Origin of the sequence: Mesorhizobium sp. NZP2077, assembly GCF_013170805.1 — a bacterium.
Lineage (GTDB): Bacteria > Pseudomonadota > Alphaproteobacteria > Rhizobiales > Rhizobiaceae > Mesorhizobium.
Window position 1 is genome coordinate 4,643,160 of the sequence record NZ_CP051293.1, and the last position, 20,068, is coordinate 4,663,227.

The following is a 20,068-nucleotide window of genomic DNA, read 5'->3' on the forward strand; positions in this document are numbered from 1 at the left end:
AGGTGGCGGGCGGGCCAAGCATCAATAGCCGCCCGTCACTCATCGATCGCCATGACGCGAACATACCCCTCCAGCAGGAGTGCGCGATCCCGGATGACATTGGTCGCGTCGGCAGCCTGCATGGGCACGTACATTGTGCCTTGCCTCGTTTCATAGAGAGCGTCCCGCGCCTTAGCCTCGGCGTCGCGGAAGGCCAGCCATGCGCGTTGCGACAGGCGTAGCTGCTGTGCCGCCTCGCGGGGCAATTCGTGCATCAGCGTCGCATAGGCGGCATTCATGCGGCGATCATAGTCGCCGGTTGCCGCCGCCTCGCATTCGGTTTGGCCAGCAGTTGAGCCATTGGCCGGGTCATTCAGGCAGCGGTCGAGGGTGTCGGCCGTCGGGTCCTTCAGACCCGAGGCCATCAGCTTCGAAGGTAGCGTTATCAACAAACAGGCCAGCGCCCCGCCGATGAGCAAAGATGTCCCTACCCGCGTGTTCCGCATTTTTGCCCCCGAAGATGGCCGCAAGGCACCGGTAAAAACCGCGCCTCACAAGATCATCCCTGCCATTTAGAGGCAATATGCCCGAGCGCAAGTCGGCGTCGGCGCATCACGCCGGCCTTACAGCCAGGAAGGTGTTCCATTCTTCGTCGTTGCGGCCGAGGTTGAAATCGTCCCTGAGAAGCACCAGCCCGGCGGCTTCGAGACGGGCCGCAAAATCGTCCCTGCGCCAGTAGACCGTATGATACTCGCCTGATGTCTCGCCGTCGCCATTGCGCATCGATACGAGAAAGGCGCCGCCTGGCCGCAGCGACCCTTCTATCCTGGCAAGCACCTGGTCGGTCTGGTCGCGCGGCACATGGATCAGGACGGCGAGCGCCAGGACGGCGTCATAGGGGCCGCCGAGATCATCGGTGAGGAGATCGAGAAGCTCACCATGCTTGCCGCGCGCGGCCTGCAGCTCGAGAAACCGCTTTGTCGCGTCGGTGCGGCGAACCTTGACGCCCAGGCCCTCGCGAAAATCCGCATCGTAGCCCGCTCCCGACCCGACTTCCAGAATCCGGCCCTCTGTGCCGGCAATCGCCACAAGGCGCTTCAGCGATGCCTGCTCTCTCTCGTTGGGGACATGCCGCACGATGGCATCGTAGCGTTCCGCATAATCTTCATAGGCACTGATCGTTTGACGGCTCTTGGCCAGAGCCTGCGACAACACATCCATCTCCCCCTCCCTTGCATCCGTGTGGGTCAAAGCGCCTTCAGCGGAGGCTGCCGGGAGGTACGTGCCCGTCGAGCACGCCGATGTCGCGCAGAAAATGATCCGACAGCGAACTCTGGTCGAGCAGGCCGCGCCTGCGGGGTCTGAACGGCGCGGTGAAGAGGTCGAGCATCGGACGACGAAGCGTGTTGTAGAGGGTCATTGCCGTGTCCTTTCGGGTTCGAGTTGATAACCGGATCATGCCTTGTTGCGGCCTTGGCTTCCAATCGAACGTCGCGTAGCATGCATCAGGAGGATTGATGCGTCATGAGCTGGGAACTGCCGCCCTTGGGGGCCATCCGCGTCTTTGAGGCCGCAGCAAGGCTGGGCAGCTTCACGAAGGCGGCCGAGGAGCTCGGCATGACCCAGTCGGCGGCCAGCTATCAGATCAAGGTGCTGGAGGAACGCGCCGGGACGCCGCTTTTCATAAGAAAAACAAGACAGATCGCCTTGACCGAAGCCGGGCAGCAATTGGCGCCGCACGCAACGGGCGCGTTCTCGGCCCTGGCGGATGCCTGGGTCGCCACCAAGGGTGGAGCGAGCGGCGTGCTATCACTGACGACCATGGCGACATTTGCATCGAACTGGCTGGCCGTATGGCTTGGAACATTCCAGCTGATGCATCCCGACCTCGCGGTGAAGGTCGACACATCGTCCCGGCTGGTCGATTTCGGGCGCGAGGGCATGGATATCGGCATCCGGACCGGCACCGGCAAATGGCCTGACCTGATCGCCCACTATCTGTTCAAGGCCGACTACACGCCGATGCTCAGCCCAAAACTGGCCGAGAGCGTCGGCGGCATCCGCCAACCCGAGGATCTTTACAAGGTGCCGCTATGTGGCCCTGACGATCCCTGGTGGAAAATCTGGTTCGAAGCGACCGGCGTGCCCTTCGATCCCGCTCGTGTCATCCCCGGCCCGGCACTCGGCGGGCAGGCTTATGACGCGATGGCGGCACTGACCGATCAGGCTGCTGCAATCCTCACGCAAAACCTCTACAGCGCGCTGTTGGCGAAGGGGCAGCTGATAAAGCCTTTCGACATCGTCGGGTCCGATGGTGACGGCTATTGGCTGGTGCATCTGGAAAGCCGCCGCAACGTCCCGAAGATCAAGGTGTTCAGGGATTGGGTGCTTGCCCAGACCGCCGACATTCGAGACCAGGAAGCGCGCCAGACATAGGCTTACAGGCGCAGTCGCAACGGAGGACAGAATGATCGATCACATAACCATCGAAGTGGGTGACCTGGAGAAGAGCAAGCTCTTCTATGAGCGCGCATTCGCGCCCCTTGGATATCGCCTGTCCTTCGGCAAGGAAGCGGTGTTCTGGGCCTTCGATGTCGGCAATGGCTGCCTGTTCGAGATCCAGCGGACCGGCGAGACGCCGCCGCTCACCCATCTGCACGTGGCGTTCCGCGTCGGCAGTAAGGCGGAGGTCGATGCGTTCTATCGGGCAGCGCTAGAGGCAGGCGCCAAAGACAATGGCGCACCCGGCCCGCGCCCCGACTATGCGCAGAATTACTACGCTTGCTTCGTGCTCGACCCCGACGGCTACAACATCGAGGCGATGATCAACGAGCCCTCGGCTTGATCCTAGCCAGGCAGGGAACCCAGCACGAAGAGGTAAATGACGAAGGGGAAACATGCGCCTCCTCACCCGCGAACACAGCCTTCCAACTAAACCACGCGATCGCAGGGCGGGCGCTTGCAGAGACAACTCAGTTTGATCCAGATCAACGCAGATACATCGCCAGTGCTGTCTCCTCGGCTATCTTCCAGGGAGAACGAACATGTCGACTTACGACCTCATGGTTGTCACCGCAGTGCTGCTCAGTTTCTCGTCATTTTCCGCGGTTCTTGCCTTTGCCACATACGACGAATCGCGTCGCCGTCACGCAAGATAGGGTCTGGCGATCGGACCGGGTGGATGGGCGTCTGGCGGCCATCCACACGACGAAGTGATACAGATGCAATTTGACGGCGGATCGGATCGAATGAGAACGTCTGGAAGATAACAACCGGAAACTGGCCATGAGCGACGAAGCCGACGACGACAACGACATCGTGAACCAGCTCGCCTATGTCAGGGCCGATCCAACCCAGCACGATACGCTGACGCTACTCACCATGATCGACGCGGCGCTTGCCGAGATCATGAGCTTGAGGGCGAGGTTGCGGCTAAGCGAGGAGCGGAATGGCGGGAGCCGCCAGCTCCAGTGAGGATCAGCCGGCAGCCACGCTAAGGGCTAGTCCGCGTCCGCCATCACCTGACGGCCGCCGCCGCCGGCCCAGGCACGCCATTGCCGCTCGTCGCCGCGGAAGACGTTGAGGTCGATGCGGCCGGTCACGCCATGCGACAGGCCGGAGCCGGAATACTGCCAGAACAGCCATTTGCGGTCGGGGTAGACCTTTGACGGATGCCTTGCCACCGCGCGCACCCAGAAGGGGTAGTCCATGAAGGCGCCCTGGAGATTGTCGCGATAGAAGTCGGGCGAGGTGTAGATGATCGGACGCTGGCCATAGTGACGCTCCAGCTTGTCCATGAACACCTGCATCTTCTCCAGCACCTTTTCGCGTGACGGGCGCCGCTGGCACGAGGAGTCGCCATTCCACTCGACGTCGATAACCGGCGGCAGCGCGCCATCCATCTTCGGCACGTTGCGGATGAACCAGTCGGCCTGCTCGCCGGCGGTGCGGCACCAGTAGAAGAAATGATAGGCGCCGCGCTTCAGCCCGGCGGCATCGGCATTGCGCCAGTTCTTCATAAACATCGGGTCGAGATGGTCGCCGCCGTCGGTCGCCTTGATGTAGGCGAAGTTGGCGCCCTGGGCGCGCAGCTTGCCCCAGTTGACGTCGCCTTGCCAGCGCGAGACATCGACCCCGTGCACGGCGAGATGCCTGGGCGATGACCGGCCGAAATTGATCGGCTTGGCGTCGCGAAAGCCGTAGCGCATGATCGATCCGGCAAACATGGGCGGCGAATTGCGGCTCAATAGCTTCGACGGCGACACCAGCGCAGCCGGCTCGACCGGCGGCTCGGCACTGTCGGGCAGTTCAGGACTGTCGGGCAGCTCAGGTGTTGTAAGCATCGCCGTTTCTTCTTCCGCCAGGCCAAAAGGCCGAGCAGGTTCGTCCACGGGCGCTGCCTCGGCCAGCTTGCGAGCTCGGGCCTTGGCCACAGGGACGGATGCGATCGGCGCGCTCGGCCGCACCACCGAGCTGGTGGTCTCGTTCGACGGCTTCTGCATGTCTAGCGCGTCCATGCCCGATGTCGACGAACAGCCGGCAAGGCATAGCGCTGAGATCACGAAACTGACGACGCCTGGTAACCGCATCTGGACCTGTACTCAAAACACAACAGACCGAAGGCGACAGCCGACGGACAACCAGGCCAGTTATGAACGAGAAATTACCAATAAAGTTTGAATCAGTTTTTTACCATGACTGTGACCCGTTTCAGACATTCGCCGGCGACGGCCGGCCAAGCCTTGACAGCGCCATGATGTGGCTGTTGAGACGAGGGGGCGGCGATTGCCGCCGGCATTTCTCACGATTCCCAAAAGGCGCCTGATGATTGCGTTGCAGCGGCTTCTCCTGGTCCCCCTGCTCGCGGCCCTCGCCTGCGGCGGCGCGCTCATGGCCGGGACAGCGCATGCCGGCGGACTGGTCGTCGTTCCTCCCGGCAATCGCTCCGAGACGCAACCGACGATCCCGGATGCATCGGCGACGCGAACCCGCGCCTTCAAGACCACCTACGCAGAAAAATACGAGAAGATCATCGCGCTGCTGAAGCGCGAGAAGAAACTGGTGTCGCATATCAAGCAGGTGGCGGCCGCCTACGATATCGACCCCATCCACATCGTCGGCGCACTGGTCGGCGAACATACCTACAATGTGACCGCCGTCGGCTCGGTCCAGACCTACTATGTGAAGGCGCTGTCCTATTCCGGCCTCGACTTTGCCTTCCGCTACAAGGGCGTGCCGGTGCAGACCTTTGTCCAGCGGCCGGAATTCGCGGCCTGCGCCGAGGCAAAGGACAGTGCTGCCCTGTGGAGTTGCCGCGACAGGGTGTGGGTCGAGCATTTCCGCGGCAAGACGGTCGACGGCGTCACCTACGATGCCCAGACCTTCCAGCAGGCATTCTTCCAGCCCTTCTTCGCCGGCCAGACATTCGGCCTCGGCCAGATCAGCCCGCTGACCGCGCTCGAGGTGACCGACTTGGTCAACAAGGTGAGCGGCTACGACAAGCTCACGCCGGATCATGCGCAGGCGATCTATCGCGATGTCATGGATCCGGACCGCAGCATCGTCTACATCGCCGCGATCGTGCGCGACGCCATCGACGCCTACAAGGAAAAGGGCTTCGACATCTCAGGCAATCCGGGCATCACGGCGACGCTCTACAATGTCGGTCAGCCCAGGCAGCGGGCGGCAGACCTGCGCGCGGCCATCGCCGGCGGCAAGGGCCGCAAACTGCCGGTCGAAAATTATTACGGCTGGCTCGTCAACGACAAGCTCGACGAACTCAGGAGCCTGCTCGACAGCGGCAGCTGAGCAACGCTTTTAACAGGGAGCCTGCGTGCAGTCGTTCATCGACCAGAGCGTTTGTTTCATCGAGAACCATCAGGCGTGGGCCGGCCTCGTCGTCGGGCTGCTTGCCTTTGGCGAGTCGCTCGTGCTGGTCGGCATCCTCTTGCCCGGCACCACGGTGCTCATTATCGTCGGCGGCCTGGTGGGGGCCGGCATCGTGCAGCCTCTGCCCGTTCTTCTGGCCGCGATGATCGGGGCGGCGCTCGGCGACACCATCTCCTACTTCCTCGGCAAATGGCTGGGGCGCGGTGTCGTCCATAAATGGCCGCTCAACCGTTACCGCCGCGAGGTCGCCCGAGCGCGGCTGTTCTTTCACCGCTATGGCTTCGCAGCGGTCTTCGTCGGCCGCTTCTTCGGCCCCGTCCGCGCCACCGTGCCGCTGGTCGCGGGCATGATGGGCATGCACCGGCGCCGCTTCCAGATCGCCAACATCCTGTCGGCGATCATCTGGGCTCCGGTCGTGCTGTCGCCGGGATGGCTGGTGGCCAAGGGCGCCGGCAGCCTCCCCGAGCTCGATGTGACCAGCCTGTTCGGTCTAGCGGCGATCGCCGTGGTCGCCTTGATCATCATAGCGGTGATCGCGCTCAAGCTTCGGGGCAAGCGCGAGCCTAACCCCTCTTCCTGAACACCCCAATCATCGGTCCCAGATTCCAGTAGTCGTCATTGCGGCCGATCGCGGGCGCGAACAGGCTCGATATCGTGCCATCGAGAAACAGCGCATTGTCGCAGCCAAGCGCATCGCGGAACAGGCGGGCGAATGCATGGAAATTCACCGTGCCGTTCGAAATGGCAAAGACCGCGACACCGTCCTTGCGCACCCCGACCCCGTCGCGGGACTTGCGCGACGTGCCGTCGGACTGGAATTTCGGATGAAGCTGGCCATCGATCACCAGCATCGGACCAGATTGCGTGGCATAGTCGGTAGATGGCCGCTTCCTGACAAAGTCCCTGGTCGTGCGAACCGCCGCCTTGCCTTGGCTGATGTAGAAGATGCCGTTCGGCTGCAGCGAAAAATTGCCGCTTCCCGATCCCGTCTTCACACCGGCCATTTCCTGACCACGCTCGACATAGAGGCCGACCGGCCTGAGGTCGGGATGATACATGCCGGCATTGATGGCAAACAGCATGATGCGGCCGGCGGCGCGCTGGGCGTTGTCGAGATTGTGCAGCGACTGAAAAGGCTTGCCGGCAGGATCCTTCCAGAACAGCTCGATCGAATAGAGTTTCGGATCGACCTCGCAGACCAGATAGTTTGTCGCCTCGAACGCGAAGTCTCGGCACGGCGGCACCGATGCGACCCATTGGCCGAATGCCATGGTGGTGGCGACAGCCTGCGGCAGCGCAGCCTTGACCAGCGTCAGCAGCAAGGGCGCCGCGTTGAGAAATGTCAGAAAATCCATGCATCTATCCGATTGCCAGTTCCAACGAGCGGCCGTGGATAGCACCGTCGACCGGCGCTATGAAGGCCGGTTCGGGAGCATGGATCAGGATATGTGGCAGGCGCGGCCAGGCGACGAGACTATCTGACTGAGCTGACCAGCTGCTCGTCGCCACCAAGGATGGAAACCCAGTGCCCGGTGTTGTCGCTCGCCTGCCGTTTCAGGTAGCGATAGCTGGTCTGGTTCCAGAGGCGGACCTTGTCGGTCAGATTGTCGAGGATGAAGTCGCCCTTGTCGGTGCGCACCGTCAGCACGGCATGACCTTCGCCATCAGGTTTGCGGACCACCGTCATCAGCAGATTGGCAACGGCGATGCCCAGGCTGTTGAGCTCACGCCGCTTTTCCAGAGCGTAGTCCTCACAGTCACCAAAACCGTTGTCCGGATAGGCCCACCACTCGTCCTTGCCGTAATTGTCCATGTCGCTCATCGGCTTGACGCGCGTGTTGACCGAGAGATTTACGGCCGAGATATCGTGCAGCAGCTTGCTGGTCATGTGTTCCGCTTCGCTGTTGGACGAACGGATCGCGCATTCGGCGACATGGATCTTGCAAAAATCATAGTGGCCGATCGGCTGGGAGGTCGAGCCGCCGACAACCATGGACACGGGCGCGGCATAGGCTGAACCCGCCGCACAGCAAGCGGACAGCGCAAACGCCAGCCCCAGCCCCTTCGCCTTGCGGCGCCAACCCATCGAGGATGCCATCCGGCCCCACCCATCTGTTTTGTTAACAGAATGTTAAGGGCTGTTATCTTCCGAAGTCAATGAACGCGGCTGATCACATCTCCGAGGGATCGACTCATGCATCCAAGTGGTGCCGGCGCGCAACACTGGCCGGTCAAGCCAGCCATCCTATCGCCACGCAGAGCAGCAGGACGATGCCGAGCAGGCCGCGATAGATGACGAAGGGCCAGGCCGAGAAACGTTCCAGCACGCGCATCAGACCCCAGATGGCGAAGAAGGCGGAGATCGAGGCGACGACCAGCCCGGTGGCAAGAACCGACCAGCCATGGGCGTCGAGATGAACCTTGTGCAGTTCCCACAGCTCCTTCAGACCGGCCAGCGCGATCGCGGGCAGCCCCAGCAGGAACGAGAAGCGCGCCGCCTCAGCCCGCTTGAAACCGAGCCCCAGCGCGGCCGTTAAAGTCGAGCCCGAGCGCGACACGCCAGGGATCAGCGCGCCGATCTGGGCGACGCCGACAAGCAGCGCATCGGCCAGCGACGCTTCGCCGATGGTGCGCTTGTGGCGGGCGAAAATCTCGGCGAGCGCCAGCAGGATCGCCATTGCGATACAGGACCAGCCGATCACGCTCAGGCTGCGCAGCGGCGAATTGCAGGCGTTGAGCACGCCCGACAGCGCGACGCCGGCAATGACGATCGGGATCGTCGCCAGCACGATCCAGGACGCCAGCTGGAAATGCCGGTCGGCGAAATCGCGCCGCGTCAGAGCGTCGAGCGAACCGAACAGAAGATCCCTGACATCGCCCCAAAAATAACTGATGACGGCGGCAAGGGCAGCAAGCTGCATGGCGGCGGAGAAGGCAGACCCCGGATCCTGCCAGCCGAGCACCGCCGGCACGATGCGCATATGGGCGGTCGAGGAAATCGGCAGCAATTCGGTGATGCCTTGCACCAGGCCGAGAAACGCGACCTTGGCATATCCCAGGCCGACAAAGCCGGTGTCTACGCCCTGGGTGCAGATGTCAGCCATGTCGGGTTCCGTGTGTGAGAGATCGAACTTGCGCTGAAGGGACCGGCCGGTCCGGGGCAAGCCATACCGTCATCGAATGGATAATCAATTTACGAATTTGTAATCTGGTGTGGCCGCGCTGAATGCGCACAGTTCAAAACCGGCCCAACGGGCCGGCCTAAGCTCTCATGGGGGGAAAACCGCAAAGCGGTTATGGGCACAGCCAGAGTTTCTGGCAGGTCCTGGCGATCACATGCGCAGGCGGAACTAGAGGCTCCTCGGCCGAAGGGCGGCGAGCCCGTTCGAGCAGCATGCGTACCTGTTCCGGGCGCACGCGATCGCGCTCCATGACAAGCAGGACCATCGGATCGCTCAAAAGCTCGTCCAGGGTGCTGATGCTGTCGTTCATCCGTCGTCTCCTCGAATGCCGGCCCGCGCAGCATAGATAGGAAGACAATGATGGCCCGCCAATGACGTTTTGCCGGCTATTGCGTGACGATTTGCATTAATTTTTGGTCTGGTTTCACTTCCTTCCTCCCCTTGTGGGAGGAGGGAAAGACCTAGCCCGGCGGCGGAGCGCCTTCATGTTGCGGCAAGCCGTCATCGAGCACCACCCAGGGCTGTTTCGAAGCGGTGAAAATGTGCATCTGCGGCTTGAAGCTCGAGGGATCGTCAAGCGAGCCGGTGGTGATGCCTATGACGCCAGCGGAATCGCGGCGCGAAAACATCGTCGTGCCGCAGCTCGGGCAAAATCCGCGCTTGAGATCGGGCGAGGTGTTCACGCTCGCCAGCGGCCCCTCGATGGTCACATCATCAATGCGAAACAGCACGCGTGCGTTGAAGGCAGCGCCGATTGCCTTCTGGCAAAGCCGGCAATGGCAGATGCGTTCATTAATGGGCGCCGCGTCGGTGCTATAGCGCACCGCTCCGCACAGGCACCCGCCCTGATGTTTGGCCATCACCGTGATCCATGACGAGGAGAATGTGCGCCCAAGGTAATGGCGGGACGGATTGGGTCAATTGAAAAGCTTTGATACAACATCATCGATTACCGTGATGCGGCAGGAAGCCATGACGCGAGACATTGAAACCATCAGCATCGCTGATCTGTTCAGGCCGCCCTCGTCCGCCCGCGACCGCGCTGACGTCAGCATCATGGCAGCCGCCTCGGGGATCGGCTTCATGGCGGTCCGCGATTTTCCCGGCGACGCCTGGCTGACGCCGGACGGCAGAGCGCAGTTGCTGCGCATCTTCGCCCTTCCCCAACCTGAGAAGCAGAAATTGCTGCGCTGGAATTTCGACCGCAGCAACAAAAACGTCTATCGCGGCTGGTTCCCGCTGCAGCCGACAGCCGTTTCCTACAAGGAAGGCATCGACATCGGCCCGGATCTCGCTGACACGGCGCGCATTTCGGCACCCGACGACCCGCTGTGCGAGCCGACCCCCTTGCCGGCCGAAGATACCCTACCCGGCTGGCGCGCGGCAGCGGCGGATTACTACCGCGCCATGGAGACAGTCGGCAACGCGCTGATGCGGTCGATCGCTCGCGGGCTTGGCCTGCCGGAAACGATCTTCGACTCCTATTTCGAGCATGGCATCTCGACGCTGCGCCTGATCCGCTATCCCCTGCGCGACGCCAATGCGCGCATCGACATCAGCGGGCCTGACTTCTCGGTGGTCCACAAGGGCGAGATACGCACCATCATCGGCCGCGAGCATGCCGATTCCGGTTTTGTCACATTGCTGGCACTGGACGGGGTCGAAGGCTTGCAGGCAAAAAACCTTGCCGGCGAATGGATCGACGTGCCGCCCGCCAACGGCACGCTGGCGGTCAATTTCGGCCAGTTGCTGGAACGCTGGACCGGCGGACGTGCCCGCGCGACGCGGCACCGGGTGATTGCACCGAAGACGGCACGGTTTTCGATCCCGTTTTTCTACGAGCCGCGTGTCGACGCCGAGATCGCGCCCTTGCCACTAAGCGGCACAGAGCCCTTCGAGCCGTTTCTCTATGGCGACTACCTCTGGGAATCGGCGACGAATTTCGTCGAGATGAGCGGCATCAGGCATCTCAGGCAGCCCCGTCGCGCCAGGGCTTCCTGAACAACACGCCCGCCATCTCGCGGCAGACGGCAGCGAGTTGGGGAATGCCGCGAAGGCTTGCGTCAGTGGCGCTTGGCTTGCACCAGATAGGCGTCGATCTCGGTCTCGCCGAGCCATTTTGCTGCCTCGAGTCGATGCAGACCCTCGACCAGTATGTGGCGCTTGCCGTCGTGGCGGACCTGGATCGGCGTCTTCATGCCATTTTCCAGAATGTCCTCGGCGAGGCTCCGCACGGTCTCGGGGTGCAATGTCTTCTTGCGCGCCGTCGGAACGTAGATATCGTCGAGCTTGACCTTCTGGACCCTGAGCATGCCTATCCCCATGGCGGAAACGCCGCCTTCCCTGAGATAGTCCGTTTGCTGAAGGCGGCCAAGGGCGCGGCTAACGAATGCTGGCCTGATCGTTTCCATTTGACGCTCGGCCTCCAGATCGCCGAAATGGCGCGCCTCGACCTTTTCCGGTGTCCATGAACCATCTGCCGACCGAGTTCCCCGATTTCGGACTGACGCCAGAGCAGCGCCGCCACGCGGTGCGCGGCCATTACTATGAATGGCCGGGAATGGATGGCGAGCGCGGCGAGATCTGGTGCTACAGCGACCGCTTTTCCTACCGCGCCGGGGAGACGGTGGCGCTGTATGTCAGTTCGACGGCTCCAGCATTCAACATGGCGATCGTTCGTGACGGCGCCACCGAGACGAAAGTGTTCGAGAAATCGGGCATAGCGGCGTCCTGGCAGGACACTTCAGACCAATGTTCCGCCGAGGGTTGCGGCTGGGAAGCCGCCTTCGAATTCCGTGTCGAGAACGACTGGCCGTCCGGTGCCTATCGGGTAACGCTGACTGCCGCCGGCCATGACGGCAGGCCGATCCACAGCCACCATCTGTTCATCGTCAGCCCCCAGTCCGGCAGGAAGCCTGGCCGCGTGCTGCAGGTGGCGGCGACGGGGACGTGGCTTGCCTACAACACCTGGGGCGGCTCCAACCACTATCAGGGCATTACCGGGCCGGATCGCAACCAGTACTCGCCCATCGTGTCGACACAGCGCCCATGGTGCCGTGGCTTCGTCGTACTGCCGAACGACGCACCGCGCGTGCCGCTGGAAGTCGCCGTGCCGCCGAAGACGATACCGCGCTATCCCCATATGGAGTGGGCGCTGGCAACCGGCCATTCGAAGAAATACGCCTCGTCCGGTTGGGCGAGCTACGACAGCCACTTCTTCCGCTTCGCCGAACGGGCCGGCTACGCCGTCGACCTGGCGAGCCAGCACGACCTGCATTTCTCACCCGACATTCTCGACGGCTATGACTGCGCCGCCTTCGTCGGCCATGATGAATACTGGACCTGGGAAATGCGCGACGCGGTCGACAACTATGTGACCCGGGGCGGCCATGCGGCGCGCTTTGCCGGCAATTTCATGTGGCAGACGCGGCTGGAAGACGAAGGCCGCAGTCAGGTCTGCTACAAATATCGTGCCCGCGCCGAGGATCCTGCCTATCTCCAAGGCGGCGACGTCACCCGCGCCACCAATTCCTGGGAGGCACCGGAAATCGGCCGGCCGGGTTCGGCGACCTTCGGGCTCAACGCGACGCGCGGTGTCTATGCCGGCTGGGGCGGTTGCGCGCCGCGCGGTGTGCGTGGTTTTCCGGTCTACCGGCCGGAGCACTGGGCCTTCGCCGGCACCGGCATCTATTATGGCGACCTGCTCGGCGCCGACAGCCATGTCTATGGCTATGAGGTCGATGGGCTCGACTTCGAGATCCGCGGCGGCCTGCCCTACCCCACATCAGACAGCGGCGCGCCGGATGGCTTGCAGGTTCTGGCCGTGGGCATGGCCAGCCAGGTGGAGGAAAGCGCCGACATCCCGATCGAGGATCAGTTCCTCACCGACGAGGATGGCCGCTTCACTGCCGAAACGCTGTTCGGCGAGGCGAGCGACGCCAATCTCGAAAAAGTCAAACGCGGCAATGGCATGATCGTCAATTTCCCGCGCGGCAAGGGCGAGGTGTTCCATGCCGGAAGCTGCGAATGGGTGGCCGGCCTGCTAAGACAAGACCCGATGGTCGAACGCGTCACCCAGAATGTCCTTGATCGCTACCTTGGAAAATCCTGACATGTCGAAAACCCAGACCGCCGCTCAAGACATCGAGACCCGGCGAGAATCGCATCTGTTCTACCTGTCGAGCCTGCGCCGGCCGCTGATCGACCGCGCCGAAGGCATCTATATGTGGACGCAGGACGGCCGCCGCTTCATCGATGGATCGAGCGGGCCGATGGTCGCCAATATCGGCCATTCCAACCGCAATGTGCTCGACGCCATGAAGCGACAGATGGACCGCGCGACCTTCGCCTACCGCCTGCATTTCGAAAACGAGCCTGCGGAAGAGCTGGCGCGCGAACTGGCCGGCAAGCTGCCGGAAGGCATGGACCGCATCTTCTTCGTCTCGGGCGGTTCGGAAGCGACGGAATCCTGCATCAAGCTGGCACGGCAATGGGCCGTTGCTACCGGCCAAGCCAGCCGCTGGAAGGTGATCACCCGTTTTCCCTCCTATCATGGTGGCACGCTGGGTTCGCTGTCGATCACCGGCGACGACGCGCTGGCCGAAACTTTCACGCCGATGATGCGGGTGATGCCGACGGTGCCGGCGCCGGCCGCCTGGCGCGACCGCGACAATCTTTCGATGGAGCAACGCGGCGTTCGCTACGCCGACATGCTGGAGGAGAAGATCCTCGCTGAAGGGCCGGAGAGCGTCGTCGCCTTCATCATGGAGCCGATCGGAGGTGCTGCCACCGCCGCCCTGGTGGCGCCGGACAGCTATTATGCGCGCATCCGCGAGATATGTGACCGCTACGGCATCCTGCTCATTCATGACGAAGTGATGAGCGGCGCCGGCCGCACCGGCAAATTCCTTGGCGGCGATCACTGGAACTGCAAGCCCGACATCGTCGCGCTGTCGAAAGGGCTGGGCTCGGGCTATGCGCCGCTTGGCGCACTCGCCGCCCCAATGCGGCTGGTGCAGCCGCTGCTCGCTTCCGGCGGCTTCCAGCATGGCCACACCTATGCCGGCAATCCGCTTGCCTGCGCCGCCGGCCTTGCCGTGCTCGGCGAAATGGACCGGCTCGACCTGATCGCCAATGCCGCCGCCATGGGCGATGTGCTGATGGACGGACTGAAGGGGTTGGCGAAGCGCTTTCCCTTCATCGCCGACGTGCGCGGCAAGGGCCTGCTCACCGGTGCCGAGATGGTTGCCGATCCCGAGACGCTGCGGCCGATCGACCAGAGCAAGAAAGCCACGCAGCGGCTGCTCGACCTTGCCTATGAGCGCGGGCTGATCATCTATGGCCGCAGGGTCAAGGGTGGCGTCGACGGCGACAATTTCATGGTCGCGCCGCCGATGATCGTCACCAGCGAACAGGTCGGCGAGATCATCTCCATCATCGGCGACTCGCTGGAGGTTCTGGCCGATGAACTCGACCTGCCGGTCGAAGGCTGAGGGGCAAAAAAAGTGGCGCCGAGAAAAGTCATCATCACCTGTGCCGTCACCGGCTCGGTGCACACGCCGTCAATGTCGCCCTATCTGCCGGTGACGCCGGACCAGATCGCCACTGAGGCGATCGCCGCCGCCGAAGCCGGCGCATCGATCCTGCATCTGCACGCACGGGACCCCAAAGACGGCCGGCCGACCGCCGATCCGGAGGTGTACATGCAGTTCCTGCCGCGCATCAAGCAGGCGACCGATGCGGTGATTAACATCACCACCGGCGGTTCGTCGCTGATGACACTGGACCAGCGGCTGGCGGCGCCCTTGCGGGCCGAGCCCGAAATGTGCTCGCTCAACATGGGCTCGATGAATTTCGCGCTGTTCCCGATGCTCGATAAGCCCCGCGAATGGCAACACGAGTGGGAGCCGAAGCTGCTCGAAGCCACCCGCGACACCATCTTCAAGAACACCTTTGCCGACATGGAGGGCGTGCTGGAAAGGCTAGGCAAGGGCTGCGGTACGCGCTTCGAATTCGAATGCTACGATGTCGGCCATCTCTATTCGCTGGCGCATTTCCGCGACCGGGGGCTGGTATCGGGGCCGCTGTTCATCCAGTTCGTGCTCGGCATCCTGGGCGGCATCGGCGCCGATCCGGACAATCTCATCCATATGAAGCGCATCGCCGACAAGCTGTTTGGCGACAGCTACCAGTTCTCGGTGCTGGCCGCCGGCCGCCAGCAGATGCCGCTGATCTCGATTGCCGCGGCGATGGGCGGCAATGTCCGTGTCGGCCTGGAAGACAGCCTCTATGACGGCCGCCAACTGGCGAAATCCAATGCCGACCAGGTGCGCCGCATCCGTGGCATTCTCGATGGCCTGTCGCTGGAGGTTGCCACGCCCGCCGAGGCGCGTGAGATGCTGGCGCTGAAAGGCGGCGATCGGGTGGCGTTTTGAGGCAAGACTGTGACCGATCCAGCACCCAGTGACGTCCTTCTCCGCCCCGGCGGGATCGAAGACGTCGAAACTATCCACGCGGCGATCCTGAAACTCGGCACCCATATCGGTGCGCCCGAGGAAATCATCTCGACGGCAGATGATCTCAGAACCTATGGCTTTGGCGAAAAGCCGGCGTTCTCCACCCTGATCGCCGAGGTGGCCGGCGAATTCGCCGGCCTTTGCCTGCATTTCCCGATCTTCTCGACCTGGATGGGGCGGCCCGGGGTCTATGTGCAGGACCTCTATGTCGAGGACCGGTTCCGTGGCCGCAAGATCGGTGAGCGGCTGCTGCGGCGCGTCGCTGCGGAATGCAGCAAGGAAGGTGGCGTCTATCTCAGGCTGTCGGTTGACACCGACAATGAGGGCGCCAAGGCCTTTTACGAGAGGCTTGGGATCGCTTGGTCGAGTTACGAGCAGACGCAGAAGATCATCGGCGAGGCTTTCTTTGCCTTCGCCGATGGGCTGGGGAATGGGGAGCAGGAATGAAAGCCTTTTATGCGCAGGAGCAGAAGCGCCATGACCCCAAGGCCTTTCTTTCCAGTGGTGCACCGCAGCCGAATCCGGAAGAACCCGAGCGCGTCGAAAGATTGTTAGCCGGCGCATCATCTGCGGGCTGCACGATCGAGCGGCCACGCAATCACGGCCTCGGTCCGGTTTCGGCGGTGCATACGCCCGAATATCTCGACTTCCTCGAACATATTTTCGAACGCTGGCAGCGGATCGATGGCGCGTCTGCCGAGGTCATCCCCAACATCCATCCGATCGCGCGCCACGGCTCCTATCCGGCCTCGGCGGTTGGTCAGGCTGGTTACCATATGGCCGACACCGCCTGCCCGATCTCGGGCGAAACCTGGCAGAGCGCCCTGTGGAGCGCGTGGAGCGCGGTCGAAGCAGCCGAAACGGTGATGACTGGCGCGCCGGCCGCCTATGCGCTGTGCCGCCCGCCGGGCCACCACGCCTTTGCCGATGTCGCCGGCGGCTTCTGCTTCATCAACAACTCGGCGGTTGCAGCGCAGGTGCTGCGCAAGCAGGCGGCGCGGGTGGCGATCCTCGATGTCGACCTGCACCACGGCAATGGCACGCAAGGCATTTTCTATGCGCGGCCCGATGTGCTCACCGTCTCGCTGCATGCCGATCCGGTGCGCTTTTACCCATTTTTCTGGGGTCACGCCGACGAGCGTGGCGAGGGCCCGGGCCTTGGTTACAACTTCAACCTGCCGCTGGCACGCAAATCTGCCGACTCGGCGTTTCTGGAAGCACTCGAGGGGGCGTTCCAGCGTATCCGGTCCTTCTCGCCGGACGCGCTGGTCGTCGCGCTCGGCCTCGACGCCTTCGAGGGCGATCCATTCGGCGGACTTTCCGTGACCACGCCAGGCTTCTCGCGTATCGGCGAGGCGATTGCCCGGCTTGGCCTGCCGACGGTTATCGTCCAGGAAGGCGGCTATCTCTGTGACGAACTCGGCGACAACCTCACCGCCTTCCTCACCGGATTCGGCGGCAAGGCGCGGTAAGGATCCCGCCTAGGAGCGCTGCTGCCTGAGCAGGGCAATGACCCGGTGTACGCTCTCCAGCGTCTCGTCGATCTCGGCCGCCGTGTTGTAGTGCGCGATACCGATGCGCACGACGCCCTGTTCGGCCGGAATGCCAAGTTGGTGGACGATCTCCCAGGCGTAGTTGTGGCCGGACCACAGGAAGATGTTTTCGACGTTCATCTGCCGCACGATCGTCTCCGGAACGATGCCATCGACGGTGAACGAGACCGTCGGCACGCGATCGCCAAGCCGTTTCGGATCGGTGATGCCATGGATGGTCAGGCCTGAAATGTCGGACAGGCCGTCGATCAGCCTTTGCGCCAACGGATTTTCATAGGCGATGGCGACTTCGAATGCCTTGGCGATCTTCTGCCTTCTTGAATCACCCTCGCCCGCCGCGCCCAGTTCGGCGAAATAGTCGACCGCCGCCGTGAGGCCGGCCATCAGCTCGATCTGCGGCGTGCCAAGCTCGAACCGCTCAGGCAGACCATTGGACGAACAGCGACATTTGTAGGGTTTCAGGCCATCGATGACATCCAGCCGTCCCCACAATACGCCCATATGCGGGCCGAAGAATTTGTAGGCCGAGCAGATCAGGAAATCGCAGCCGAGGTCTTGCACGTCGATGAGGCCATGCGGTGCGAACTGGACGGCGTCGACATAGACCAGCGCGCCGACCTTTTTTGCGATGGCAGTCAAAGCCTTCACGCGATTGATCGAACCGGTCAGGTTCGAGGCATAGTTCAACGCGACCAGCCGTGTCTTGTCGCACAGCAAACCGGCGAGCGCCGCTTCCTCGACCTGCCAGCTCTTTTCGTCGAATGACAGCCAGCGCACGACGAGACCAAGATCCTCGGCGAGTTGCAGCCAGGGCGAGACATTGCCCTCGTGGTCCATGCGGGTGAGGATGATCTCGTCGCCAGGCTTCAGCGTGCGGCCGAGCGTGCGCGACATGTGGTAGGTCAGCGTCGTCATATTGGCGCCGATGATGATTTCCTCAGGGCTCGCCGCGCCAAGGAAATCGGCCATTGCCTGATGCGCCTCATCGACGACGGACTGGGCGGCGATCGTCGTTTCGAAATAGCCGCCGAGATTGGCATTGGTTGTGAGCAGGCAGCGCGACACCGCGTCGGCGACCGCCTGCGGCACCTGCGTGCCGGCGGGATTGTCGAGATAGATGCGGCGGCGGCCCTTGTCGGTCAGGGAAAGCGCCGGAAATTTTCCGCGCACGGCCTCGATCGAAAAGTCCACCATCGTCTCCACCCCTCTGTTACTCCCTGATAATTCCATCCCCGCCGATCAGGGGCAGGGATTGCCGACCCGCTGATGGATCGCGTCCACCGCCTTCTGCATCTCTTCGGTCCAGACGACATCCACCGAGGACAACGCCATTTCGAGCTGCGGAATGGTCGTCGCGCCGACGATGTTGGAGGTGACGAAGGGCCGGCTCGAAACATAGGCGTTGGCAAACAGGGCCGGCTCCATGCCGAACGAGCGCGCCAGTTCGTTGTATTCGAGCTGTGCCTCCGCGGCATTCGGCGTCTCATAACGCTGACCGCGGTTGAACAGCTGCGAGCGCGAGCCCTGCGGGCGCGCGCCATGGTCGTATTTGCCGGTCAGATAACCTTGCGCCAGCGGCGAATAAGGCAGCAACGACACCTGTTCACGCTCGCAGACCTCGGCGAGGTTCACCTCGAAGGTACGGTTGACGAGATTGTAGGCGTTCTGGATCGAGGCGACGCGCGGGCCGACGCCCTTGTCGGCCTCGGCAAGGAACCGCATGACACCCCAGGAACTCTCGTTCGACAGGCCGAAATGGCGGATCTTTCCTGCCTTCACCAGCTCATCGAAGGCGCCAAGCGTCTCGGCGATCGGCGTTTCGTTGGCCGGCGCGCCGTCGGCATCGGCTCGGCGCGCCACAGCGCCAATCCGCGCGGGGCTGGCGCCCCAGGGGATATCCCGTTCCGGCCAGTGGATCTGGTAGAGGTCGAGATAGTCGGTTCCGAGCTTGGCCAGCGATTTGTCGACGGCGTCAAAAACATCGGCGCGCACCAGTTGCGACGGCCTGTCGCCGCGAAACCAGGTGTTGGCGGTGCGGCCGACGACCTTGGAGGCAAGGATCACCTTGTCGCGGTTGCCCTTGGCTTTCATCCAGTTGCCGATGATCTTTTCCGTCCGCCCCTGTGTCTCCGCCTTGGGCGGGATCGGGTAGAGTTCTGCGGTGTCGATGAAATTGACGCCGCGCGAAAAAGCCAGGTCCATCTGCGCGTGGCCTTCGGCCTCGGTGTTCTGCTGGCCCCAGGTCATCGAACCAAGGCAGATCTGGGTGACAAGAAGATCGGTCCGACCGAGACGGCGTTTGTGCATGGAACTCCGGAGGGAAAGCGTGCGCGGCTACGCAGGGAGGAAGCCGCATCTATAAGGAAAGCGGAGGCGCTCTCCAAGCCTCACCATGCCGACTTTTGCGTGAGCCAGCGCGTTTAGCTAGCGGCGCGGGCCGGCCACGGCGCGGCGCTTGGCCTCGTCGATCAGCATGTTGGCGACCTGCATGCGGATCACGGCGCGCTGGCGCAGATGCGGGGCGACCCGATCGGGATGGTTGGTGAAAGCAAAGCTGCGGCGCATGCGACTGAAGTCGGCAATCTGCTTGGACTGATTGAGGCCGAGTTCGGCTGCGATCGAGACAGGATCGATCGGTGGAAGTTTCTCCTCGGGCCTTGGCACTTCGCCCGCCAGGGCCAGCTTGGCGTGGTCGAGCAAGGCGGCGAATTCGCTCGCTAGATCGGTACCTGCCTCGCGATACTCGGCAGCGGATACCTTGATGCGGCCGGAATGAAGTTCGTCGGCGACCGAGAGATAGTCAAACGGAATGGACGGACGCGCGCCGGCCTCGTCGCCCTCGATGCCGTCGCCCTTGTCGGAGGCAACGAAGAGGTCGTCGAGCAACGACGCGAAATCGCGCTTGGCGCCGGTAGCGATGTCAGCCTCCCCCTTGCCCGACTATCCAGGC

The 20,068-nt window shown here is 62.8% G+C and carries 24 protein-coding genes; 11 read left to right on the top strand and 13 right to left on the bottom strand.

Annotation, left to right across the window (positions count from 1 at the left end; genetic code table 11):
- Positions 1-35: 35 nt before the first annotated feature.
- The 3 genes from HGP13_RS23225 to HGP13_RS23235 form a co-directional block, all read right to left on the bottom strand.
- Positions 36-404 carry a lysozyme inhibitor LprI family protein gene (locus tag HGP13_RS23225; protein ID WP_246707099.1) on the bottom strand — a complete coding sequence of 123 codons (369 nt, stop codon included), beginning with the start codon at positions 402-404 and terminating at the stop codon, positions 36-38.
- A gap of 187 nt (positions 405-591) precedes the next feature.
- Positions 592-1,200 carry a class I SAM-dependent methyltransferase gene (locus HGP13_RS23230; RefSeq protein ID WP_172229358.1) on the bottom strand — a complete coding sequence of 203 codons (609 nt, stop codon included), beginning with the start codon at positions 1,198-1,200 and terminating at the stop codon, positions 592-594.
- A 37-nt stretch (positions 1,201-1,237) separates the two neighbouring features.
- On the bottom strand, positions 1,238-1,399 hold the full coding sequence (locus HGP13_RS23235; RefSeq protein WP_172229360.1) for a hypothetical protein: 162 nt from the start codon (positions 1,397-1,399) through the stop codon (positions 1,238-1,240).
- Between the two features lie 104 nt (positions 1,400-1,503).
- Here HGP13_RS23235 and HGP13_RS23240 point away from each other — a divergent pair, with 104 nt between their 5' ends.
- The 3 genes from HGP13_RS23240 to HGP13_RS23250 all read left to right on the top strand — a co-directional run bounded on the left by HGP13_RS23240 (position 1,504) and on the right by HGP13_RS23250 (position 3,453).
- Positions 1,504-2,415: a LysR family transcriptional regulator gene (locus HGP13_RS23240; RefSeq protein WP_172229362.1), complete on the top strand. Its 912-nt coding sequence runs from the start codon at positions 1,504-1,506 to the stop codon at positions 2,413-2,415.
- A gap of 31 nt (positions 2,416-2,446) precedes the next feature.
- Complete coding sequence (locus HGP13_RS23245) at positions 2,447-2,824, top strand: VOC family protein (RefSeq protein WP_172229364.1); 378 nt, start codon at positions 2,447-2,449, stop codon at positions 2,822-2,824.
- 440 nt (positions 2,825-3,264) lie between these two features.
- Complete coding sequence (locus HGP13_RS23250) at positions 3,265-3,453, top strand: hypothetical protein (protein WP_172229366.1); 189 nt, start codon at positions 3,265-3,267, stop codon at positions 3,451-3,453.
- A gap of 26 nt (positions 3,454-3,479) precedes the next feature.
- Here the strand turns inward: HGP13_RS23250 and HGP13_RS23255 are convergent, their stop codons facing one another.
- Complete coding sequence (locus HGP13_RS23255; protein WP_172229368.1) at positions 3,480-4,568, bottom strand: GH25 family lysozyme; 1,089 nt, start codon at positions 4,566-4,568, stop codon at positions 3,480-3,482.
- Positions 4,569-4,869: 301 nt separating this feature from the next.
- Here HGP13_RS23255 and HGP13_RS23260 point away from each other — a divergent pair, with 301 nt between their 5' ends.
- Both HGP13_RS23260 and HGP13_RS23265 read left to right on the top strand, forming a co-directional pair.
- Positions 4,870-5,787, top strand: a complete 918-nt coding sequence (locus tag HGP13_RS23260; protein ID WP_246707463.1) for a DUF1402 family protein — start codon at positions 4,870-4,872, stop codon at positions 5,785-5,787.
- Positions 5,788-5,812: 25 nt separating this feature from the next.
- On the top strand, positions 5,813-6,448 hold the full coding sequence (locus HGP13_RS23265) for a DedA family protein (RefSeq protein WP_172229372.1): 636 nt from the start codon (positions 5,813-5,815) through the stop codon (positions 6,446-6,448).
- Here the strand turns inward: HGP13_RS23265 and HGP13_RS23270 are convergent.
- From HGP13_RS23270 to HGP13_RS23290, 5 genes are all read right to left on the bottom strand, one after another.
- Positions 6,432-7,223, bottom strand: a complete 792-nt coding sequence (locus HGP13_RS23270) for a phosphodiester glycosidase family protein (protein ID WP_172229374.1) — start codon at positions 7,221-7,223, stop codon at positions 6,432-6,434. The genes HGP13_RS23265 and HGP13_RS23270 overlap by 17 nt on opposite strands.
- Positions 7,224-7,342: 119 nt before the next feature.
- Positions 7,343-7,966, bottom strand: a complete 624-nt coding sequence (locus HGP13_RS23275; RefSeq protein WP_172229376.1) for a transglutaminase-like cysteine peptidase — start codon at positions 7,964-7,966, stop codon at positions 7,343-7,345.
- Between the two features lie 133 nt (positions 7,967-8,099).
- Positions 8,100-8,972 carry an undecaprenyl-diphosphate phosphatase gene (locus HGP13_RS23280; protein WP_172229378.1) on the bottom strand — a complete coding sequence of 291 codons (873 nt, stop codon included), beginning with the start codon at positions 8,970-8,972 and terminating at the stop codon, positions 8,100-8,102.
- A gap of 190 nt (positions 8,973-9,162) precedes the next feature.
- Positions 9,163-9,360 carry a hypothetical protein gene (locus HGP13_RS23285; RefSeq protein WP_172229380.1) on the bottom strand — a complete coding sequence of 66 codons (198 nt, stop codon included), beginning with the start codon at positions 9,358-9,360 and terminating at the stop codon, positions 9,163-9,165.
- A 151-nt stretch (positions 9,361-9,511) separates the two neighbouring features.
- Positions 9,512-9,910 carry a GFA family protein gene (locus HGP13_RS23290; RefSeq protein WP_172229382.1) on the bottom strand — a complete coding sequence of 133 codons (399 nt, stop codon included), beginning with the start codon at positions 9,908-9,910 and terminating at the stop codon, positions 9,512-9,514.
- A 112-nt stretch (positions 9,911-10,022) separates the two neighbouring features.
- Here HGP13_RS23290 and HGP13_RS23295 point away from each other — a divergent pair, with 112 nt between their 5' ends.
- On the top strand, positions 10,023-11,051 hold the full coding sequence (locus HGP13_RS23295; protein WP_172229384.1) for an isopenicillin N synthase family oxygenase: 1,029 nt from the start codon (positions 10,023-10,025) through the stop codon (positions 11,049-11,051).
- Positions 11,052-11,113: 62 nt separating this feature from the next.
- Here HGP13_RS23295 and HGP13_RS23300 read toward each other — a convergent pair whose 3' ends face one another.
- On the bottom strand, positions 11,114-11,362 hold the full coding sequence (locus HGP13_RS23300) for a ParB N-terminal domain-containing protein (RefSeq protein WP_172234816.1): 249 nt from the start codon (positions 11,360-11,362) through the stop codon (positions 11,114-11,116).
- A 155-nt stretch (positions 11,363-11,517) separates the two neighbouring features.
- On the opposite strand from HGP13_RS23300, the gene HGP13_RS23305 reads away from it, so the two are divergent.
- Genes HGP13_RS23305 through HGP13_RS23325 form a run of 5 tightly spaced genes read left to right on the top strand, consistent with a single transcriptional unit; the run spans position 11,518 to position 17,037 of the window.
- Positions 11,518-13,161: a N,N-dimethylformamidase beta subunit family domain-containing protein gene (locus tag HGP13_RS23305; protein ID WP_172229386.1), complete on the top strand. Its 1,644-nt coding sequence runs from the start codon at positions 11,518-11,520 to the stop codon at positions 13,159-13,161.
- Between the two features lies 1 nt (position 13,162).
- Positions 13,163-14,542 (top strand): aspartate aminotransferase family protein, encoded by a 1,380-nt coding sequence (locus HGP13_RS23310; RefSeq protein WP_172229388.1) that lies wholly within the window; start codon positions 13,163-13,165, stop codon positions 14,540-14,542.
- 12 nt (positions 14,543-14,554) lie between these two features.
- Positions 14,555-15,484 carry a 3-keto-5-aminohexanoate cleavage protein gene (locus HGP13_RS23315; protein ID WP_172229390.1) on the top strand — a complete coding sequence of 310 codons (930 nt, stop codon included), beginning with the start codon at positions 14,555-14,557 and terminating at the stop codon, positions 15,482-15,484.
- Between the two features lie 9 nt (positions 15,485-15,493).
- On the top strand, positions 15,494-16,012 hold the full coding sequence (locus tag HGP13_RS23320; RefSeq protein WP_172229392.1) for a GNAT family N-acetyltransferase: 519 nt from the start codon (positions 15,494-15,496) through the stop codon (positions 16,010-16,012).
- Positions 16,009-17,037, top strand: coding sequence for a histone deacetylase family protein (locus HGP13_RS23325; protein ID WP_172229394.1), 1,029 nt, complete (start codon positions 16,009-16,011; stop codon positions 17,035-17,037). Before HGP13_RS23320 ends, HGP13_RS23325 begins: the two co-directional genes overlap by 4 nt.
- Before the next feature lie 9 nt (positions 17,038-17,046).
- Here the strand turns inward: HGP13_RS23325 and HGP13_RS23330 are convergent, their stop codons facing one another.
- The 3 genes from HGP13_RS23330 to HGP13_RS23340 form a co-directional block, all read right to left on the bottom strand.
- Complete coding sequence (locus HGP13_RS23330) at positions 17,047-18,312, bottom strand: cysteine desulfurase-like protein (protein ID WP_172229396.1); 1,266 nt, start codon at positions 18,310-18,312, stop codon at positions 17,047-17,049.
- A gap of 45 nt (positions 18,313-18,357) precedes the next feature.
- Positions 18,358-19,425 carry an aldo/keto reductase gene (locus HGP13_RS23335; protein WP_172229398.1) on the bottom strand — a complete coding sequence of 356 codons (1,068 nt, stop codon included), beginning with the start codon at positions 19,423-19,425 and terminating at the stop codon, positions 18,358-18,360.
- A gap of 117 nt (positions 19,426-19,542) precedes the next feature.
- Positions 19,543-20,004 carry a hypothetical protein gene (locus tag HGP13_RS23340; protein ID WP_172229400.1) on the bottom strand — a complete coding sequence of 154 codons (462 nt, stop codon included), beginning with the start codon at positions 20,002-20,004 and terminating at the stop codon, positions 19,543-19,545.
- Between the last annotated feature and the right edge of the window lie 64 nt (positions 20,005-20,068).

Excerpts from the sequence above, each read along its gene's own strand:
- HGP13_RS23225 (WP_246707099.1), bottom strand. The coding sequence starts at position 404 with ATGGCCTCGGGTCTGAAGGACCCGACGGCCGACACCCTCGACCGCTGC.
- HGP13_RS23230 (WP_172229358.1), bottom strand. The coding sequence starts at position 1,200 with ATGGATGTGTTGTCGCAGGCTCTGGCCAAGAGCCGTCAAACGATCAGT.
- HGP13_RS23235 (WP_172229360.1), bottom strand. The coding sequence starts at position 1,399 with ATGACCCTCTACAACACGCTTCGTCGTCCGATGCTCGACCTCTTCACC.
- HGP13_RS23240 (WP_172229362.1), top strand. The coding sequence starts at position 1,504 with ATGAGCTGGGAACTGCCGCCCTTGGGGGCCATCCGCGTCTTTGAGGCC.
- HGP13_RS23245 (WP_172229364.1), top strand. The coding sequence starts at position 2,447 with ATGATCGATCACATAACCATCGAAGTGGGTGACCTGGAGAAGAGCAAG.
- HGP13_RS23250 (WP_172229366.1), top strand. The coding sequence starts at position 3,265 with ATGAGCGACGAAGCCGACGACGACAACGACATCGTGAACCAGCTCGCC.
- HGP13_RS23255 (WP_172229368.1), bottom strand. The coding sequence starts at position 4,568 with ATGCGGTTACCAGGCGTCGTCAGTTTCGTGATCTCAGCGCTATGCCTT.
- HGP13_RS23260 (WP_246707463.1), top strand. The coding sequence starts at position 4,870 with ATGGCCGGGACAGCGCATGCCGGCGGACTGGTCGTCGTTCCTCCCGGC.
- HGP13_RS23270 (WP_172229374.1), bottom strand. The coding sequence starts at position 7,223 with ATGGATTTTCTGACATTTCTCAACGCGGCGCCCTTGCTGCTGACGCTG.
- HGP13_RS23275 (WP_172229376.1), bottom strand. The coding sequence starts at position 7,966 with ATGGCATCCTCGATGGGTTGGCGCCGCAAGGCGAAGGGGCTGGGGCTG.
- HGP13_RS23280 (WP_172229378.1), bottom strand. The coding sequence starts at position 8,972 with ATGGCTGACATCTGCACCCAGGGCGTAGACACCGGCTTTGTCGGCCTG.
- HGP13_RS23285 (WP_172229380.1), bottom strand. The coding sequence starts at position 9,360 with ATGAACGACAGCATCAGCACCCTGGACGAGCTTTTGAGCGATCCGATG.
- HGP13_RS23290 (WP_172229382.1), bottom strand. The coding sequence starts at position 9,910 with ATGGCCAAACATCAGGGCGGGTGCCTGTGCGGAGCGGTGCGCTATAGC.
- HGP13_RS23295 (WP_172229384.1), top strand. The coding sequence starts at position 10,023 with ATGACGCGAGACATTGAAACCATCAGCATCGCTGATCTGTTCAGGCCG.
- HGP13_RS23300 (WP_172234816.1), bottom strand. The coding sequence starts at position 11,362 with ATGCTCAGGGTCCAGAAGGTCAAGCTCGACGATATCTACGTTCCGACG.
- HGP13_RS23305 (WP_172229386.1), top strand. The coding sequence starts at position 11,518 with ATGAACCATCTGCCGACCGAGTTCCCCGATTTCGGACTGACGCCAGAG.
- HGP13_RS23310 (WP_172229388.1), top strand. The coding sequence starts at position 13,163 with ATGTCGAAAACCCAGACCGCCGCTCAAGACATCGAGACCCGGCGAGAA.
- HGP13_RS23325 (WP_172229394.1), top strand. The coding sequence starts at position 16,009 with ATGAAAGCCTTTTATGCGCAGGAGCAGAAGCGCCATGACCCCAAGGCC.
- HGP13_RS23330 (WP_172229396.1), bottom strand. The coding sequence starts at position 18,312 with ATGGTGGACTTTTCGATCGAGGCCGTGCGCGGAAAATTTCCGGCGCTT.
- HGP13_RS23335 (WP_172229398.1), bottom strand. The coding sequence starts at position 19,425 with ATGCACAAACGCCGTCTCGGTCGGACCGATCTTCTTGTCACCCAGATC.